This is a genomic window from Marinomonas sp. A3A (assembly GCF_018336955.1).
Classification (GTDB): Bacteria; Pseudomonadota; Gammaproteobacteria; order Pseudomonadales; family Marinomonadaceae; genus Marinomonas; species Marinomonas lutimaris.
The window spans coordinates 2,880,321-2,897,528 of the sequence record NZ_CP025532.1; the positions used below are offsets into that span (position 1 = coordinate 2,880,321).

15 protein-coding genes are annotated in these 17,208 nt (G+C 42.4%); 6 read left to right on the forward strand and 9 right to left on the reverse strand.

Annotated elements, in window-relative coordinates:
* The first annotated feature begins 89 nt into the window (after positions 1–89).
* The 6 genes from CYL31_RS13465 (at position 90) to CYL31_RS13490 (ending at position 5,835) form a co-directional block, all read left to right on the forward strand.
* Positions 90–911, forward strand: a complete 822-nt coding sequence (locus CYL31_RS13465; protein ID WP_212915720.1) for a MipA/OmpV family protein — start codon at positions 90–92, stop codon at positions 909–911.
* A gap of 104 nt (positions 912–1,015) precedes the next feature.
* Positions 1,016–1,702 carry a response regulator gene (locus tag CYL31_RS13470; RefSeq protein WP_212915721.1) on the forward strand — a complete coding sequence of 229 codons (687 nt, stop codon included), beginning with the start codon at positions 1,016–1,018 and terminating at the stop codon, positions 1,700–1,702.
* Entirely contained in the window at positions 1,671–3,065 is a 1,395-nt protein-coding gene (locus CYL31_RS13475; RefSeq protein WP_212915722.1) for a sensor histidine kinase, read from the forward strand. The genes CYL31_RS13470 and CYL31_RS13475 overlap by 32 nt, the downstream gene beginning before the upstream one ends.
* 74 nt (positions 3,066–3,139) lie before the next feature.
* Positions 3,140–4,738 carry an ATP-binding protein gene (locus CYL31_RS13480; RefSeq protein WP_249411582.1) on the forward strand — a complete coding sequence of 533 codons (1,599 nt, stop codon included), beginning with the start codon at positions 3,140–3,142 and terminating at the stop codon, positions 4,736–4,738.
* Positions 4,735–5,418, forward strand: a complete 684-nt coding sequence (locus CYL31_RS13485) for a response regulator (protein ID WP_212915723.1) — start codon at positions 4,735–4,737, stop codon at positions 5,416–5,418. Before CYL31_RS13480 ends, CYL31_RS13485 begins: the two co-directional genes overlap by 4 nt.
* Positions 5,419–5,424: 6 nt before the next feature.
* The gene (locus CYL31_RS13490) at positions 5,425–5,835 is read left to right on the forward strand and encodes a nucleoside-diphosphate sugar epimerase/dehydratase (protein ID WP_249411583.1); all 411 of its coding nucleotides are present in this window, start codon (positions 5,425–5,427) and stop codon (positions 5,833–5,835) included.
* A gap of 89 nt (positions 5,836–5,924) precedes the next feature.
* On the opposite strand, the gene CYL31_RS13495 is transcribed toward CYL31_RS13490, so the two are convergent.
* The 9 genes from CYL31_RS13495 to CYL31_RS13535 form a co-directional block, all read right to left on the reverse strand.
* Complete coding sequence (locus tag CYL31_RS13495) at positions 5,925–6,395, reverse strand: hypothetical protein (protein WP_212915724.1); 471 nt, start codon at positions 6,393–6,395, stop codon at positions 5,925–5,927.
* Between the two features lie 96 nt (positions 6,396–6,491).
* Positions 6,492–7,715 carry an L-2-hydroxyglutarate dehydrogenase gene (lhgD, locus tag CYL31_RS13500; RefSeq protein ID WP_212915725.1) on the reverse strand — a complete coding sequence of 408 codons (1,224 nt, stop codon included), beginning with the start codon at positions 7,713–7,715 and terminating at the stop codon, positions 6,492–6,494.
* Between the two features lie 72 nt (positions 7,716–7,787).
* The gene (locus CYL31_RS20925) at positions 7,788–7,991 is read right to left on the reverse strand and encodes a cysteine-rich CWC family protein (RefSeq protein WP_212915726.1); all 204 of its coding nucleotides are present in this window, start codon (positions 7,989–7,991) and stop codon (positions 7,788–7,790) included.
* Positions 7,992–8,068: 77 nt separating this feature from the next.
* Positions 8,069–8,941, reverse strand: coding sequence for a succinate--CoA ligase subunit alpha (gene sucD / locus CYL31_RS13510; protein WP_212915727.1), 873 nt, complete (start codon positions 8,939–8,941; stop codon positions 8,069–8,071).
* Positions 8,942–8,943: 2 nt separating this feature from the next.
* The gene (gene sucC, locus CYL31_RS13515; RefSeq protein ID WP_212915728.1) at positions 8,944–10,110 is read right to left on the reverse strand and encodes an ADP-forming succinate--CoA ligase subunit beta; all 1,167 of its coding nucleotides are present in this window, start codon (positions 10,108–10,110) and stop codon (positions 8,944–8,946) included.
* 87 nt (positions 10,111–10,197) lie between these two features.
* Positions 10,198–11,637, reverse strand: coding sequence for a dihydrolipoyl dehydrogenase (gene lpdA / locus CYL31_RS13520; RefSeq protein ID WP_212915729.1), 1,440 nt, complete (start codon positions 11,635–11,637; stop codon positions 10,198–10,200).
* A gap of 86 nt (positions 11,638–11,723) precedes the next feature.
* Positions 11,724–13,253: a 2-oxoglutarate dehydrogenase complex dihydrolipoyllysine-residue succinyltransferase gene (gene odhB / locus CYL31_RS13525; protein ID WP_212915730.1), complete on the reverse strand. Its 1,530-nt coding sequence runs from the start codon at positions 13,251–13,253 to the stop codon at positions 11,724–11,726.
* 33 nt (positions 13,254–13,286) lie between these two features.
* The gene (locus CYL31_RS13530; protein ID WP_212915731.1) at positions 13,287–16,124 is read right to left on the reverse strand and encodes a 2-oxoglutarate dehydrogenase E1 component; all 2,838 of its coding nucleotides are present in this window, start codon (positions 16,122–16,124) and stop codon (positions 13,287–13,289) included.
* 377 nt (positions 16,125–16,501) lie between these two features.
* A complete protein-coding gene (locus CYL31_RS13535; RefSeq protein ID WP_212915732.1) occupies positions 16,502–17,206 on the reverse strand; it encodes a succinate dehydrogenase iron-sulfur subunit in 705 nt (234 codons plus the stop codon).
* Between the last annotated feature and the right edge of the window lie 2 nt (positions 17,207–17,208).

Genomic DNA, 17,208 nt, shown 5'->3' on the forward strand with positions numbered 1-17,208 from the left:
CTCTTACATAAAAGTTTGAGCCCGTAAGTATCCAGTAATGTTTCAGCCCATACAGTAACACCATATTTTAATTGTCATTGGAGAAAATAATGCGACCTCTCATCGAGAACACAAAAGCAAACAACACCAGCATGAAGAAATTGAGCAGTCTAAATAAAACCGTTTCTCGTTACGGTTGCCTGTCACTTTTATCGGCCTTCCTACCTATGAGCTATGCAATGGCTGATGGCACAACGTCATTCGCTTTGGGTCTAGGGGGTGGATTTAGTGATTCGGAATACATTGGCGTCGATAATGAATTCGAAGTATTGCCTCTTGTGTTTGTTGATAATTCTTGGATTTCTCTTGTCGGCACCACGTTGGACGTTAAAGTAGCCAATATGAACAGCGCCACCTTTAGCGTACGCGGAAAATATGCCTTAGGTGATGGTTATGACGACTCAGATTCTTATATTTTTGATGGCATGGACAGCAGAGATTCAAGTCTCTGGATTGGCCCAGCAATGACGTGGAGTAACCCTATGTTTGATTTAAAACTTGAAGCTCTAGTAGACGCAATGGACAACAGCGAAGGCCAACAAGCCTCTGTTTCAATATCGAAAGGTTTTAGAATCAGTGAGCGCCTGCAGGTCGAACCAAGTATTGGCACGACATGGTATAGTGATAAATACGTTAACTATTACTATGGCGTAAAATCCTCTGAAGTAAATGCAAACAGATCACAATACGATGGTAAATCAACAACAGTTTTAGATGCTGGTGTTCGTTTTAACTATGCTTTAGATAAACAACAGTCATTAGCATTGGATGTTAGTGTGAAACAATTCGGTGATGAAATTGAAGATAGCCCATTAGTCGATAAGAAGACGACTGCAGCGGCTTATCTAGGCTATATTTATCGCTTTAAATAATGCTTCTTTGACCAAAACAAGAAGCTAAAAAGAAGAACAGCCCTGCTTTATGACATCATTCGTTTTAAAGCAGGTTTTTTATTTTTACATAGCCGTTTATTTTTATGAATCGAATCATCTTAGTTGAAGACAATGATCGCCTAGCTCACATGGTGTCGGTCGCCTTGCAAAAAGTTAGCATTGAATTAGATATTTTCGCCAACTTAGCCGCGGCTAAACACGCGCTGGACATGCAAGAATATGGATTATTGATTCTAGACAGAGGATTACCAGACGGCGACGGATTGGTCCTACTAAACTCATTACGCCAACAACACATCACTCTTCCCTGCTTAATTTTAACGGCTAGAAATGCTATACACGACCGCATAGAAGGCTTAGAAAGCGGTGCGGATGATTATCTAGTTAAGCCCTTTGCCATGGATGAATTGGTTGCAAGAGTACGTGCTCTACTTCGCAGACCGGCTAATATAATGTCTCTTTCGCCCACTTTTGAAGACCTAACACTAGATGTCAATAATGCCCAACTTAAATGCGGCACTAAGTCTGTCGCTCTTGCCCCTGCCGAAGTTCAAATTTTACACATACTGATGCAATCCTCTGGCACAACGGTCAATCGAAATAAGCTAGAACAAGGCGCATGGGGATTAACGCAAGCGGTCACGCCCAATGCACTAGATGTTGCACTGCACAGAATTCGTCGCAAGCTGTTCAACGTAGGATCGCAGTTGATAATTTCCAATGTTCGAGGGCTTGGTTATGCTATGTCTAAACAGAATCATCAAGAATAGTCTTAAATTTCGCCTAATTATCACCTTTGTTACCGCTTTGACTGTGCTTGTTAGCGGTACTTATACTTATTTATTTGTTCTCAATCCTAACATTCTCATAGAGCATATTTTAAATAAACAAGTGGACTTCATAGTCGATGATATTGTCATTGATAGTCATGGAAAACCTTACATTTCACAAGAAGACAATGAACGCAGTAACTGGATATACCTCACATTAAAAGACGATATTTTTTACCAAATTATCGATGAAGACGGAGGCGTTTTTTCTGCGTCAAGCAATTCTTCTCAACCATTTACTACAGATAATATGCCCTACAATGCCCGCACAACTCACTTTACTTTTACACATCACAACGCGTTTTTCTACGCGCTAAACAGACCACTCGACACACCTTTCGATGGCTATACCTTACAAGTAGCAACAAGCTTGAGATTATTAGATGTATTCCAAATAACCAATATTTCGCCTATATCCAAAACCGTTTTACTCGTCTCCTTACTCTCATTATTGATTGTCTGTTTCGCTGTCATCGCTACCATACATTTCATGTTGCACCCCTTGAGAAGAGCATCAGAAGTGGCCTCAAAGATCACGCCGCAAAATCTACAAGGACGATTATCCATAACAGGCATGCCAGAAGAATTAGTACCGCTCATCAGCGCATTAAATGCAGCACTTGAGAGATTAGAGCAAGGATACAAAGTACAGCAAGAATTTTTAGCAACGGCCGCACACGAACTAAAAACACCTTTATCACTCATTCGCGGAGAAATAGAGATGCTTGAAGGAGTCAACTCTAAAAATATAATGCTAAAAGACGTTGATCATATCTCACGCCAAATTCACCAGTTACTGCATCTGGCTGAAGTTCGTGAATCACACAATTATGCTTTCCAAAAAGTAGCGCTTATGGATGTGGTCTATGATGTAACACATTACCTCTCGCGCCTTGCTAAAACACATGACACCTCAATTCAAGTACATGATGATACCAAAAGCATTCACCTCAATGCAGACCCCAGTACACTTTTCATACTACTCAAAAATCTAATTGAGAATGCCATTTATCACTCACCAGCCGACATCCCTGTCGATATCACTATCACAAATAATGCACTAGTCATTAGAGATTATGGCGAAGGAATTGACGAACAACACATGGCATTGCTATTTGATCGTTTTTGGCGTGCACCTAAGCAAAAAATCAGCGGTGCAGGTTTAGGTTTGGCTATTTGCTTGGAAATTGCTTCGATTCATGGTTGGAAAATCGCTGCGTATAATTCATCGCCAGGCGCGTCATTCGTTTTATATACTTCACCACAAGGACCAGAGAACGAATTAACAAGAATTCCAACCTAATTTCGCGTAATGTTTAGTGATCTCAACGTATGCTGTATAATCACGCTTCTTTTTTTCATGTTAATGAAGCGCCGATGACACTCAAGTCTTACCTTGCCTTAATTACCATTGCGACCATCACCATTATTGTAGTGGCTGTCGCGTTAGTATTTGGTTACTCCTTGCAACATGCGTATTTAGATGGCATTGGCAAACGCGGATTAGAGCTGGCTCGTGTTGTCGCTCAAGATGACAAAGTCATTCAGGCTGCACGTGCCAGCAATAGCGGGCAACCGGCCTCTATTGAAAATCATATTGAAAATTTACGCAGCAAAACCGATGCCTCATACATTGTGGTAGTTGACCAAAAAGCCATTCGTCTTAGCCATCCCACAGCCTCCCTTATCGGTAAGGCATTTATCGGTGATGATGTCTACCCAACATTACAACAAGGCATAGACTCTACCAGTATGGCCAGCGGCTCACTGGGAGAAGCCATTCGTAACTTTACCCCAATCAGAGACGAAACAGGCATTATTGGTGCCGTCAGTGTTGGCTATTTATCCAAGACCACCAGCGAATTGATTCATCAGCACCTTCGTGAAGCGGGCCTATTAGTAGCATTCGTTTACCTACTTGGTGTCATTATCGCTATCGTCTTAATTGCCAAATTAAAGCGTACGTTTTTAAGCCTAGAACCAGAAGAGATTGTTCAAAAATTCAAAGAGCATGAATTAATTTTAGACAGTATTCGCGATGGCATTGTGGCGATCGATCATGAACAAAACATCACGGCAATCAACAGCATGGCAATTGAGTGGCTAACCATGAATGTGCTGAATGCCCCTCAGGTTGTTAGTAAACCATTGAGCGAACAATCACAAAGTCTTTCTCACTTCGCACTAGAAGCCAAAGGAAAAATCACACAAAACCGTTTTAATTTAGGAAAATTAGAGTTCATTGCGACTTTATATCCGATAAAAATCCAAAAAGGCGATATTGGCTATGTCATTGTATTTTTTCCAGACCACGGTGAAAAATCCTTAGAACAAGAACTCACGTCTACCAAAAACTATGCAGACCTACTTCGTGCAAAAACCCATGAGTATGCCAATCACTTAAACGTGTTATCCGGCATGTTGCAGGCAGAACGCTATGATGATGCAATCGAATTTCTTCAGCAGGAAAGCGACGGCGATCAAGTCGCACTAAGACGCATTATAAAAACTATTGAGAACAGCGCTGTTGCAGGGCTAATTTTCGCCAAACACAATAAAGCTAAAGACCTAAAAGTCGACATGCTGATCGAAAGCGACTGCCAGCTTGGCCGATATCCATCCAAAACCAACGAAGCATTAGTCACATTAGTAGGAAATCTAATCGACAACGCTTTATTGGCCGCTTGGTCTAACAGACTACTTACACCACCTTTTGTTAAGCTGTATATTAGTGACCGAAATGCCCACATCATGATCCAAATTGAAGACAGTGGCGCTGGAGTTGATGAAAAGCTGGAAAGTCGAATATTAGACTTTGGCGTCAGCAGCAAACACAATACAGAACAACACGGCATTGGGCTTTATTTGGTCAAAAAAATTGTCGATCAATATCACGGCAGTCTTGATTGGGAACGCAGTGAGTTTAACACCACTGTTTTTAGTATTTATTTAGAAAAACGAGCGCTAACAAGATGAATCGCATTCCGGTCATGATAGTGGAAGATGATCTACGTGCTAGCTATGTATTAGAAAGTACCATCAACCAACACACAGATTTCTATGTTGTCGCAGCTTGCGAAAGCCTTATAGAAGCGGAGTTAAAAGCAGAAGCTTTCGATCCGGAGCTTATTATGGTGGATATTTCCCTACCCGATGGTAACGGAATTGATCTAGTAAAATTATTAAAAAGCAAAGGCATGAAAGCGGCCTTTATTATGACCACAGCTGAGCGAGAAACGGCGACTATTGAAAAAGCCATTCAGCTTGGTGTGATGGATTACCTTGTAAAGCCCATTCGAATGTCTCGTGTCTTACAAGCACTTGATGATTATTTGGACTTTAAAAAACGCCTTACTAAAAATGATAAAATTGATCAGCAAGATATAGATGCCCTATTTAGAAAAAGTGCAGCGTTAGACGGAAGCCGTAAAACACCAAAAGGTATTGATGAAAACACCCTAGACAAACTCACTCAGTATCTTGACACCATGGATGAGAGTCCGTTCACTGCAGAAGACATAGGCGAAGCTATCAACCTTAGCCGAATTACTGCCAGACGTTATCTTGAGTACTTAGAAGCCCAAGGCCAAGTCAGCATGACGCTAGACTACAAGACGGGTGGCAGACCAAAACAACGCTATAGCAAAACGGTTTAATGAGACATGATTCAACTAATGCATTTTGTTAGGCGACTTTTTCAGAGTAATGCGACACCCAAAAAAGTGATTGTTATTGGAATAGATTATCTATGTTTTTCTTTATCGAAATCTCTACTAGACAACAACAAACATGCACAGCAACCTATCGAAATTACGGCGTTCATTGATGATGAACCATGGAATAACCGAACTCAGGTTCTTGGGGCAACCGTATTTTCACCAAGTGAAATATCCGCCCTCGTTCGAAAGCACGATGTCGCATTAATAATACAAATTAAGGGAGAATCTATCAGCATCGCTGACAATATTTGGGAATATATTTTTAAGACAAAGGCTAAATTAGTAACACTAGACCAAGGCCAAGATATAACAGCCATGCAAAAAATCATTTATCAGGCGTGTACGGCTGAGTAGTTTTTAAATCTTTAAACTAAAAAATCCATTCTTTAGTTTAAAGATTCAATTGGCTTATAAATCCAAACTTACTCTTTTACTTTAACGGCTTAGTAAGCTTGAGCAGAAGCAACTCGCTCATTAGACATGTTCATTGCCGTTTTAAGAGACTGAGTAGACGACATGGCCATCACATTCAATTGATCTGTGTAAGCATCTTTTGGCAGTTTAATATCGCTACGCTGAGCCATCACAGTTTTAAACTTTTCAACGTCTATCGAATCAGGGCCATTTTTAATCGAGTTCAATTCATCTTCCGTTAAACTCGCCATACCGCCGCCTGGTAAATAAATTGCACCGGTAATAAAGTCCACACCAAACGCCACAACACCTGGAACAAAAAAGAACAACAAACCAATAGCATCTAATGCAGCAACACCCACGTCGATTTGGCCATTTGTTTGACCACGACGCTCAGGATAAAGCAAAGTACCACATGCCGTCACTTGAGTAATAAGCAACGCGGCTGCAATACCTCGCGCCAGATGAGTAAAGCCTAGATTTTTCTTCAAACCCGTCATACTTATTCCTTATCAGTGATTATTACGTACTCTACTCTATATCGAAACCCTTACATAGCACAAACCAAGCCACCTTTATTTCACAATGCTTTCGTACTAAACAGACGTAATTTGTTCATCGAGTTTGTCGATGATATAAGCACCAATAGGAAATGCACTGGTAGCTGCAGGTGAAGGCGCATTACAAACATGTAAGGTTCGAGCGCTTTGGGCAAACAGAAAATCATGCACCAAACTGCCGTCGCTCATTACGGCTTGAGCTCTTATTCCAGCAGGATAGGACTGTAAATCATCCAGAGAAATAAGATCACAATACTTTCGAACTTGGGCTAAATAGCCAGGCTTATACCAAGAGTTTTTTGTCTCTACCAACCCTGTTTGCCAATGATTCATTAGCAATTTCCAAAAACCTGGAAAACACACCATGTCGAAAATATCACGCAAATCAATATTGATTCGACCGTACCCTTCTCGCTTCCATCCTTGTACCGCATTAGGACCAACCGTCACTGAACCATCAATCATCCTAGTCAGATGTACTCCTAAAAAAGGCAAGCCTGGATCCGGAATAGGATAAATAAGATGATTCACAATCTGATTATGTTTCGCTGGCAATTGATAGTATTCGCCCCGAAAAGGAATAATCTGAAAATCAGTCGGAATATTGAGCATTCTAGTCAAACGGTCAGCCATAAGACCACCACAACTAACAAGGTAGGAAGTATGAACCACATCGTTATTTAACGTGATTGCAACCCGCTCATAGCTTTCTTCAAGATTCTGGACTTCGGCACTTAAACGTAACTCTCCACCTTTTTGCACAAAAAGCTCAGCCAGCTTTTGACAAATCTTCCGATAGTTCACAATCCCAGTAGATGGGACAAACAGTGCAGCAACGCCTTTAACATTCGGTTCACGCTCTTTTAATTGAGCCTGATCTAACTTATGCACTTCCAAACCATTGTCCTGACAACGCAGGTACAAGGCTTCCATACGCTCTTCTTCAAGCGCATTCGTCGCAACCAACAACTTACCGCATTCGTCGAACTCAATATCATGCTGGAGACAAAAAGCCTTAGTCGCTTTTGCTCCACGCTGGCAAAAATCCGCCTTAAGACTACCTGGCGCGTAATACACACCAGCATGTATAACACCAGAATTGTGCCCTGTTTGATGCACCCCTACTTCGGATTCTTTTTCGACCAATAAAATGCGATATTTAGGATAACGCTGAAGCAACTGCCACGCAGTAGATAGACCAACAATACCTGCACCAATGACAGTAATGTCATAAATTGATTTTTTTAATTCATTACTCATCACCCAATCCTTTTTATTTTTTTAAAAAACACCTGTCTAAACTCAGGCCAGAAACAAGCTATAGAAACAACCTTAACTTAAATGAAATTTCTTTAAAAAGCCTGATTTATCTCTTTCATACCAATCAATACATTGCCGACAAACACACATCTTGTCTTTTTGCTCTGAAGAAAGCAGTGCTAACATTTCCTTAGGAATGATGATATTAAAACACCAACAAGGTTCAATATTGGCAACACCGCATGCATTATCACTCAAACAAAAGGGACACATCATAATTGACACCTATGTAGGCAAAAAAAATCCCCGCCGAAGCAGGGATTTTATAATCAGCAACACTTTAGAATACTAGCTTACCAGCCAGTGATTTCTTTAAGTGCAGTACCGATGTCCGCTAGAGAGCGAACAGTTTTAACACCAGCATCTTGTAGAGCTGCGAATTTCTCGTCAGCTGTACCTTTACCGCCAGAAATGATTGCGCCAGCGTGACCCATACGCTTACCAGCAGGTGCAGTTACACCAGCAATGTAAGAAACAACAGGTTTAGTTACGTTTGCTTTGATGTAAGCAGCCGCTTCTTCTTCAGCAGTACCACCAATTTCACCGATCATAACAATCGCTTCAGTTTGTGGATCGTTTTGGAACATTTCCAATACGTCGATGAAGTTAGTACCAGGAATTGGGTCACCACCAATACCTACACAAGTAGATTGACCGAAACCAGCATCAGTAGTTTGCTTAACAGCTTCATAAGTCAAAGTACCAGAACGAGATACGATACCTACTTTACCAGGCATGTGGATGTGACCAGGCATGATACCAATCTTACACTCACCTGGTGTGATAACACCTGGGCAGTTAGGTCCGATTAGACGTACGCCTAGCTCGTCACATTTAACTTTACAGTCAAGCATGTCAAGAGTCGGAACACCTTCAGTGATACAAACGATTAGTTTGATACCAGCATTCGCCGCTTCAAGGATAGAGTCTTTGCAGAAAGGAGCTGGAACGTAGATAACAGAAGCTTCTGCACCTGTTTGTTCAACGGCTTCTTTAACAGTGTTGAAAACTGGTAGACCTAGGTGAGTTTGACCACCTTTACCAGGAGTAACACCACCAACCATTTTCGTTCCGTATGCAATCGCTTGCTCAGAGTGGAACGTACCTTGTCCGCCAGTGAAACCCTGACAGATTACTTTAGTATCTTTATTAATTAAAACAGACATTATTATTTGCCCTCCGCAGCTTTAACAACTTGTTCAGCCGCGTCTTTTAGACTTGTTGCAGCGATGATGTCTAGACCTGAATTTGCAAGAACTTCACGGCCTTTCTCTGCGTTAGTACCTTCAAGACGAACAACAACAGGCACGTTAACACCTACTTGCTCTACCGCACCGATAATACCTTCAGCGATCATATCGCAACGTACGATACCACCGAAGATGTTAACCAATACCGCCTTAACATTGCTGTCAGAAAGGATGATTTTGAATGCTTCAGCAACACGTTCTTTAGTTGCACCGCCACCAACGTCTAGGAAGTTAGCAGGTTTGCCGCCGTGTAGGTTAACGATATCCATAGTACCCATTGCTAGGCCGGCACCGTTTACCATGCAGCCAACGTTTCCGTCTAGAGCTACATAGTTAAGTTCCCATTTAGCTGCATGCGCTTCACGCTCATCTTCTTGAGATGGATCGTGGAACTCTTGCATTTTCTTCTGACGGTAAACAGCGTTGCTGTCGATGCCGATTTTGCCATCTAGACAATGAAGGTTACCTTCATCAGTGATTACTAGAGGGTTGATTTCAAGAAGTGCGAAATCGTAATCGTGGAACATTTGAGACAAACCAAGGAATACTTTAGTGAATTGCTTGATTTGAGTTGGGTTAAGACCCAATTTAAATGCCAATTCACGAGCTTGGTAAGGTTGTGCACCTACTAGAGGGTCGATAATCGCTTTGTGGATAAGTTCTGGAGTTTCTTCAGCAACTTTCTCAATTTCAACACCGCCTTCAGTTGACGCCATGAAAACAACGCGACGAGTAGAACGGTCAACAACTGCACCTAGGTACAATTCGTTAGCAATGTCAGTGCAAGATTCAACTAGAATTTTAGCAACAGGCTGACCATTTGCATCTGTTTGGTAAGTAACTAGGTTTTTACCCAACCAGTTTTGTGTAAACGCTGCAACTTCTTCATAAGAATCAACAAGCTTTACACCGCCTGCTTTACCGCGACCACCAGCGTGAACCTGAGCTTTAACAACCCACTTGTCACCACCAATTTTCTTCGCTGCTTCAACTGCCGCTTCTGGCGTGTCTACTGCGTACCCTGTAGATACTGGCAGGCCGTATTCAGCAAAAAGCTGTTTAGCCTGATATTCATGTAAGTTCATTTGATTCTTCCGCTCATCTGAATGATTGACATAAGCTCTGCCCGCTAAGACAGAAATTGCCGGCTCGAAGCCGGCAAATCTAATTTATTAACGCTTTTTACGGTTTGCGATATGGATCGCGTGGTTATCTACCGCTAGCGCTGCTTCATGAACTGCTTCACTTACTGTTGGGTGAGCAAAGACAGTCAAAGCAATATCTTCTGCTGTAGAACCGAATTCCATTGCAATAACCGCTTGTGCAATCAAATCAGCCGCATGACCACCAATGATATGGCAACCTAAAATACGATCAGTTTCTTCACAAGCAATCATCTTAACGAAACCATCAGTGTCATTAGCCGCCATAGCACGACCAGACGCTGCAAATGGGAATTTGCCCACTTTAAACTTAACACCTTCTGCTTTTAGCTCTTGCTCATTTTTACCAACCCAAGCTAGCTCTGGGTGAGTATAAATAACAGATGGAATGCAGTCGTAATTCATTTGTGCTTTATGGCCAGCGATAATATCCGCAACCATTACACCTTCTTCTGACGCCTTATGAGCCAACATTGGACCACGAACGATATCACCAATAGCGAAAACGCCTGGTACAGAAGTGCGACACTGCTCGTCAACAAAGACAAAACCACGCTCATCTAGTTTCACACCAGAGTCTTCAGAGAAACAACCTTGAGTGAATGGCTTACGACCAACAGCTACGATTAGCTTATCAAACGTTTGCTTCTGCTCTTCACCTTTCGCATCAAGGTAAGTCACTTCAACTTCTTCGCCATTGATTTGGCTGCCAGTAACGCGGGCTCCAAGACGAATATCAAGATGTTGTTTCTTAAAGATTTTCGCTGCTTCTTTAGCAAGGTCTTGGTCACAAAGGCTAAGGAAAGAGTCTTGTGCTTCAAGCACTACTACTTCAGAACCTAGACGAGCCCATACAGAACCAAGCTCTAGACCGATAACACCAGCACCGATAACGCCAAGACGTTTTGGTACAGCGCGGAAATCAAGAGCACCTTCGTTATCAACGATAATATCGCCTGTACGAGGAGCAGGTGGAATGTTAACTGGTACAGAACCCGTTGCTAAAATAACGTTTTCAGTTTCAATAACAGTCACAGTGCCGTCATGAGCAGTAAATTCTACTTTCTTGTTCGCTAAAACTTTACCGAAACCTTCAAAGCTAGTAACGCCATTTGCTTTGAACAGACCTGTGATACCACCAGTCAATTGATCTACGATTTTATCTTTACGATCAACCATAGTATCAACGTTCATAGCGACATCTTTCATACTAATACCGTGTACGCCGAAAGCGTCTTTTGCGTCATGGTATTTTTGTGAAGAGTCTAGTAAGGCTTTAGAAGGAATACAGCCAACGTTCAAACAAGTTCCGCCAAGACGAGGCTTGTTGTCTTTGTCTAACCATTTTTCGATACAAGCCGTTTTCAGACCTAACTGAGCAGCTCGGATTGCGGCTACATAGCCACCAGGGCCGCCGCCAATTACAACAACATCAAATTTATCAGACATAAGAGGTCCCATTTTTCAGTCAAACTGGACTGCATATAACACATGCAGTCCAGTATTCAATTCATACAAATAATTGGTACGAATACTTAGATTTCAAGTAAAAGACGAGCTGGGTCTTCAAGCAGGTCTTTGATCGTTACCAAGAATTGTACGGCTTCTTTGCCGTCAATCATACGGTGATCATAAGACAAGGCCAAATACATCATTGGCTGAATCACAACTTGACCATTAACAGCCATTGGGCGCTCTTGGATTTTATGCATACCCAAGATACCCGTTTGAGGTGGGTTAATGATTGGAGTAGATAGCAAAGAACCGAAAGTACCACCATTAGTAATAGTGAAAGTACCGCCTTGCATGTCATCCATACCAAGCTTGCCATCACGACCACGAAGTGCGAAATCCATGATTGCTGACTCGATATCCGCAAGCCCCATCGCTTCAGTGTTACGAAGAACAGGAACCATCAAACCACGGTCAGTAGAAACAGCAACACCGATATCTTGGTAACCATGGTAAACCATGTCGTTGCCATCGATAGATGCGTTTACAGCTGGGAAGCGTTTAAGCGCTTCAGTTGCAGCTTTCACGAAGAACGACATAAAACCAAGCTTAGTACCGTTATGAGCTTTGATAAACTCATCTTTGTACTTCTTACGAAGTTCCATGATTGGACCCATGTTCACTTCATTGTAAGTCGTCAATAGAGCAGCAGTTTGCTGAGCCTCAACCAAACGCTTAGCAATAGTTGCACGAAGACGAGTCATAGGAACTCGTTTTTCAATGCGACCTTCAGCACCTAGTGCTGTAGATGTAGGCGCAGTAGCCGCTTTAGCAGCAGTTGCAGACGCTGCTTTAGCTGGGGTAGCAGGAGCGGTTGATTTTGCTTTAACAGCAGCATCAACATCTTCTTTAGTAATACGACCGCCTTTACCTGTGCCCTTAACTTGAGCAACAGTTAGACCAGCTTCAGAAAGAGCCTTACGAGCAGCAGGACCGGCAACACCGTCTTCCTCTGCGTCAGAAGCAGAAGTAGACGCTGCTGGAGCAGATGCCGCTTCAGAGCCAGATGCTCCTACCAAGAAGTTAGCAAGAACTTCATCGCTAAGAACAGTATCGCCTTCGTTTTTCAAGATTTCGCCGATCACGCCATCAGCAGGCGCCACAACTTCTAGAACAACTTTATCGGTTTCGATATCAACAATATGATCATCACGTGTACAAGCTTCGCCTGGTTGTTTGTACCAAGTAGCAACCGTACCATCAGCAACAGATTCAGGGAAAGTTGGCGCTTTAATTTGAACGGTTTCTTTTGAAGAAGAAGCAGCTGCAGGGGCTGCTGCTTTTTCAGCTGGAGCTGGAGCAGCAGAAGCGGCTGCACCAGATTCAAAAATAGCCAAAACCTCATCGCTCAATACGATGTCGCCTTCCGCTTTTAAAATTTCTTTTAGCACACCATCTGCAGGTGCAACGACTTCTAAGACAACTTTATCTGTCTCGATATCTACAATGTGCTCATCACGTGCACAGGCTTCGCCTGGCTGTTTGTACCAAGTAGCAACGGTGCCGTCTGCTACAGATTCTGGAAAAGTAGGTGCTTTAATTTCAATGCTCATTTTATACCCTTATCTCTCTGACAGGCTATGGTACTAACCAACTAATGCGTCGTTGACCAGCGCTTCTTGTTCTTCAACATGGATAGACATGTAACCAGCCGCTGGTGCAGCAGACGAAATTCGACCTGCAAAGCGGATTTTTAACTCTGGATACAATTTTTCCAATACTCGATTCATACGGTGACGATTGGCATGCCAAGCACCTTGGTTTTTCGGCTCTTCTTGACACCAAACCAAACTCTCAACATTTTTGTACTGTTCTAACTCAGACTCAAGGTCAGCGTATGGGAACGGATACAATTGCTCCAAACGAATCACAGCAACATCATCTTTTTGTAGCTCTTCACGACGATTAATCAAGTCGAAATAAACCTTACCGCTACATAGGACAATACGTTTCACTTTATCCGCAGTAACTGTTTCAGATGATTCTGGTAGGACCGTTTTAAAGCTTCCTTCCGCCAAGTCTTCTAGTGTCGAAATCGCTTGTTTATGACGCAACAAACTCTTAGGAGACATGATGATAAGCGGACGACGCATTGGACGAATCGCTTGACGACGAATGATATGGAAAATTTGTGACGGTGTAGTCGGCACACAAACCTGAATATTATATTCAGCACAAAGCTGCAAGAAGCGCTCTAGTCGTGCTGATGAATGCTCAGGACCTTGACCTTCATAACCGTGTGGCAACAACATAGTCAAACCACATAAACGACCCCATTTGTGCTCGCCACTGGTGATAAATTGGTCAATAACAACCTGTGCACCGTTGGCAAAGTCACCAAACTGCGCTTCCCAAATAACCAAACCTTTCGGTGAAGTACTTGCGTAACCATATTCAAAGGCCAATACCGCTTCTTCTGAAAGGTAAGAGTCATAAAGATCTAGTGTAGGCTGATCTTCAGACAAATGTTTCAGTGGAATATAAGTACTACCATCTTTTTGACTATGAATGACCGCATGACGATGCGAGAAAGTACCGCGACCAGAATCCTGACCCGTAATACGAATCGGATAACCCTGCTCAAGCAAAGTTGCAAACGCCAATGTTTCTGCGTAACCCCAGTTTAGAGGCAAAGCACCTGCTGTCATTTTGTCACGATCTTGATAAATCTTTTGAACTTGACGCTGAACAACCACACCATCAGGAATACTCGTTAATTTCTTAGCGACTTCCTGTAATTTAGCCAATGGATATGTCGTATCACCTGCATCAGTCCATTCAACACCAAGATAAGGCTTCCAATCGACAAATGAGCCAGTTTGAGATTCAAGAACAAGGCTTTTCGCAACATGGCGAGCATTGTCTAAATCTTCACGATTCTCACTGACCATTTGGTCTGATTTTTCTTGTGTAACAACAGACTCTGCAACTAGACGCTCAGAGTAAAGAGTACGTGTTGTTTTCAGATTATTAATTACGCTGTACATCAGTGGCTGAGTACCAGAAGGCTCATCCGTTTCATTATGACCACGACGACGGTAACAAACCATGTCAATCACAACATCACGACCAAATTCGTAACGGTAATCCAATGCTAGCTGAGTGACAAACAACACCGCCTCTGGATCATCACCATTAACGTGGAAGATAGGCGCTTGAATGATTTTAGCAACATCTGTTGCGTATTCAGTAGAGCGAGAATCCTCTTGGCGGTTAGTAGTAAAGCCAACTTGGTTATTGATAACGATATGAACCGTACCACCAGTGCGGTAAGCGCGAGTTTGAGACATTTGGAACGTCTCCATAACAACACCTTGACCAGCAAAAGCAGCATCACCATGAATTGAGATAGGAACAACAGTTTTACCCGTCGTGTCTTTACGACGATCCTGACGAGCTCGCACCGAACCTTCAACAACAGGAGAAACGATTTCCAAATGCGATGGGTTAAAAGACAGGGCGATATGGACTTCCCCACCCGCTGTCATCACATTAGATGAGAAACCTTGGTGGTATTTAACGTCACCAGATGTATTAACTAGTTTTTTACCTTCAAACTCATCAAACAAGTCTTTCGGGTTTTTACCTAGTGTATTAACCAAGACGTTTAGACGGCCACGGTGAGCCATACCGATTACAACTTCTTTAGCGCCAAGTGCGCCAGATCGTTGAATCAACTCATTCACCATAGGGATCAGACTCTCGCCACCCTCAAGACCAAAACGTTTTGCACCTGGGTAACGGCTAGCAAGATATTTTTCTAGACCTTCCGCTGCAGTTAAACGCTCTAGTAAATTTTCACGGGTTTCTTGTGAGTATTCTGGATGCGAGCGAACCGATTCAACACGCTGTTGAAGCCACGCTTTTTCTTGCGTATCAACAATGTGCATGAATTCATAACCTATGCTTCCGCAATAGGTTTTTTCAAGTTCAGATACAATTTCACTTAATTTGAGAGAGTCTTTATTGAAAAACAAAGAACCTACATTGAATGTTGTATCTAAGTCAGCGCCAGTTAATTGGTGATAACCAATATCTAGGTCGGCAACTTTTTCTCGCTTTTGCAATCCAAGTGGATCAAGTGTCGCATGTTGATGCCCGCGTACGCGATAAGCATTAATCAGTTGCAACACGTTAATTTGCTTCTGTTCATGTGCAGAACTAGCTACCACACCCGTAGAAACAGGCATTGAACGGAACTTATTCTTACCAATCTGCAGAAACTGCTCTTGAATCACTGAATGAGGAAGATCAGTTGATTGCGCTTCACTTACGCGAGGCAATTGATCAAAACATTTACGCCATTCTTCCGACACTGAGTTCGGATCGACGAGGTAGCTTTCAAACAACCCTTCAACATATTCCAAGTTTCCACCTGAAAAATGAGAGGTGCTCCACAGCAACTCCATTAAACTTTCGTGCATTCTCGATCACCCTTATGTTCGAGCCAGCTACCGGGGTCCCGGTATCAACCTATGATTAAGGTCGATCATTTTATCAGGCCCGTAAGGCTATTAAAGCCTCGATTTTTTGTTTATTTCCAGCTACTTTCGCCCTTTTACGTTTTAATACTAAGCCACTAAAAGTATTTTATTTAGTTAAATAAAATACCCTGAATCCATAATCACTGAGTCAGTAGCTTTTCTTAGTACATCCTTGCTCGTAAAGATCGAATTTTAAATTCTTTTTGTTACATTCTCTACATAAGAATATGCAAAAATGGCGGCATTGAAATTAATATTCAAGCCGCCTACTTTCGGTGGTCACATCAAAACGCAATTATGAACCACACGGAGCACTATTAGGTCGCTCTCTGCAAAAGCATAGTACGAATATTACCAATTGCCTTAGTAGGATTTAATCCTTTAGGACAAACGTTGACACAGTTCATGATACCGTGACAACGGAAAACGCTGAATGGATCATCTAAATCACTAAGACGCTCTTGAGTTGCCGTATCACGACTATCCGCCAAGAAACGATATGCTTGCAACAAGCCAGACGGACCAACAAATTTATCTGGGTTCCACCAGAAAGATGGGCAAGCCGTTGAACAACAAGCACATAAGATACATTCATAAAGGCCATCAAGCTTTTCACGCTCTTCAGGGCTTTGCAAGCGCTCAATCGCTGGTGCTGGCGCATCATTGATCAAGAACGGGCGAATTTTCTCATATTGCTTATAGAATTGCCCCATATCTACGACAAGATCACGAACCACAGGCAAACCAGGAAGTGGACGCAATACCAACTTACCTTTTTTAACCGCTTCAGAAACTGGCGTAATACAAGCTAGACCATTTTTGCCTGACATATTCATACCATCTGAACCACATACACCTTCACGGCATGAACGACGGTAAGAAATACTAGGATCTTGAGCCTTCAACAAGTTTAAAACATCAAGCACCATTAGGTCTTTACCTGCTGGCAACTCAATTTCATAATCCTGCATATAAGGAGCGTCGTCCTTCTCAGGATTGTAGCGATAAATACTAACTAACATTG

Coding starts and splice junctions, on each gene's coding strand:
- CYL31_RS13465 (WP_212915720.1), top strand. CDS start 90: ATGCGACCTCTCATCGAGAACACAAAAGCAAACAACACCAGCATGAAG.
- CYL31_RS13470 (WP_212915721.1), top strand. CDS start 1,016: ATGAATCGAATCATCTTAGTTGAAGACAATGATCGCCTAGCTCACATG.
- CYL31_RS13475 (WP_212915722.1), top strand. CDS start 1,671: ATGCTATGTCTAAACAGAATCATCAAGAATAGTCTTAAATTTCGCCTA.
- CYL31_RS13480 (WP_249411582.1), top strand. CDS start 3,140: ATGACACTCAAGTCTTACCTTGCCTTAATTACCATTGCGACCATCACC.
- CYL31_RS13485 (WP_212915723.1), top strand. CDS start 4,735: ATGAATCGCATTCCGGTCATGATAGTGGAAGATGATCTACGTGCTAGC.
- CYL31_RS13490 (WP_249411583.1), top strand. CDS start 5,425: ATGATTCAACTAATGCATTTTGTTAGGCGACTTTTTCAGAGTAATGCG.
- CYL31_RS13495 (WP_212915724.1), bottom strand. CDS start 6,395: ATGACGGGTTTGAAGAAAAATCTAGGCTTTACTCATCTGGCGCGAGGT.
- lhgD (WP_212915725.1), bottom strand. CDS start 7,715: ATGAGTAATGAATTAAAAAAATCAATTTATGACATTACTGTCATTGGT.
- CYL31_RS20925 (WP_212915726.1), bottom strand. CDS start 7,991: ATGATGTGTCCCTTTTGTTTGAGTGATAATGCATGCGGTGTTGCCAAT.
- sucD (WP_212915727.1), bottom strand. CDS start 8,941: ATGTCTGTTTTAATTAATAAAGATACTAAAGTAATCTGTCAGGGTTTC.
- sucC (WP_212915728.1), bottom strand. CDS start 10,110: ATGAACTTACATGAATATCAGGCTAAACAGCTTTTTGCTGAATACGGC.
- lpdA (WP_212915729.1), bottom strand. CDS start 11,637: ATGTCTGATAAATTTGATGTTGTTGTAATTGGCGGCGGCCCTGGTGGC.
- odhB (WP_212915730.1), bottom strand. CDS start 13,253: ATGAGCATTGAAATTAAAGCACCTACTTTTCCAGAATCTGTAGCAGAC.
- CYL31_RS13530 (WP_212915731.1), bottom strand. CDS start 16,124: ATGCACGAAAGTTTAATGGAGTTGCTGTGGAGCACCTCTCATTTTTCA.
- CYL31_RS13535 (WP_212915732.1), bottom strand. CDS start 17,206: ATGTTAGTTAGTATTTATCGCTACAATCCTGAGAAGGACGACGCTCCT.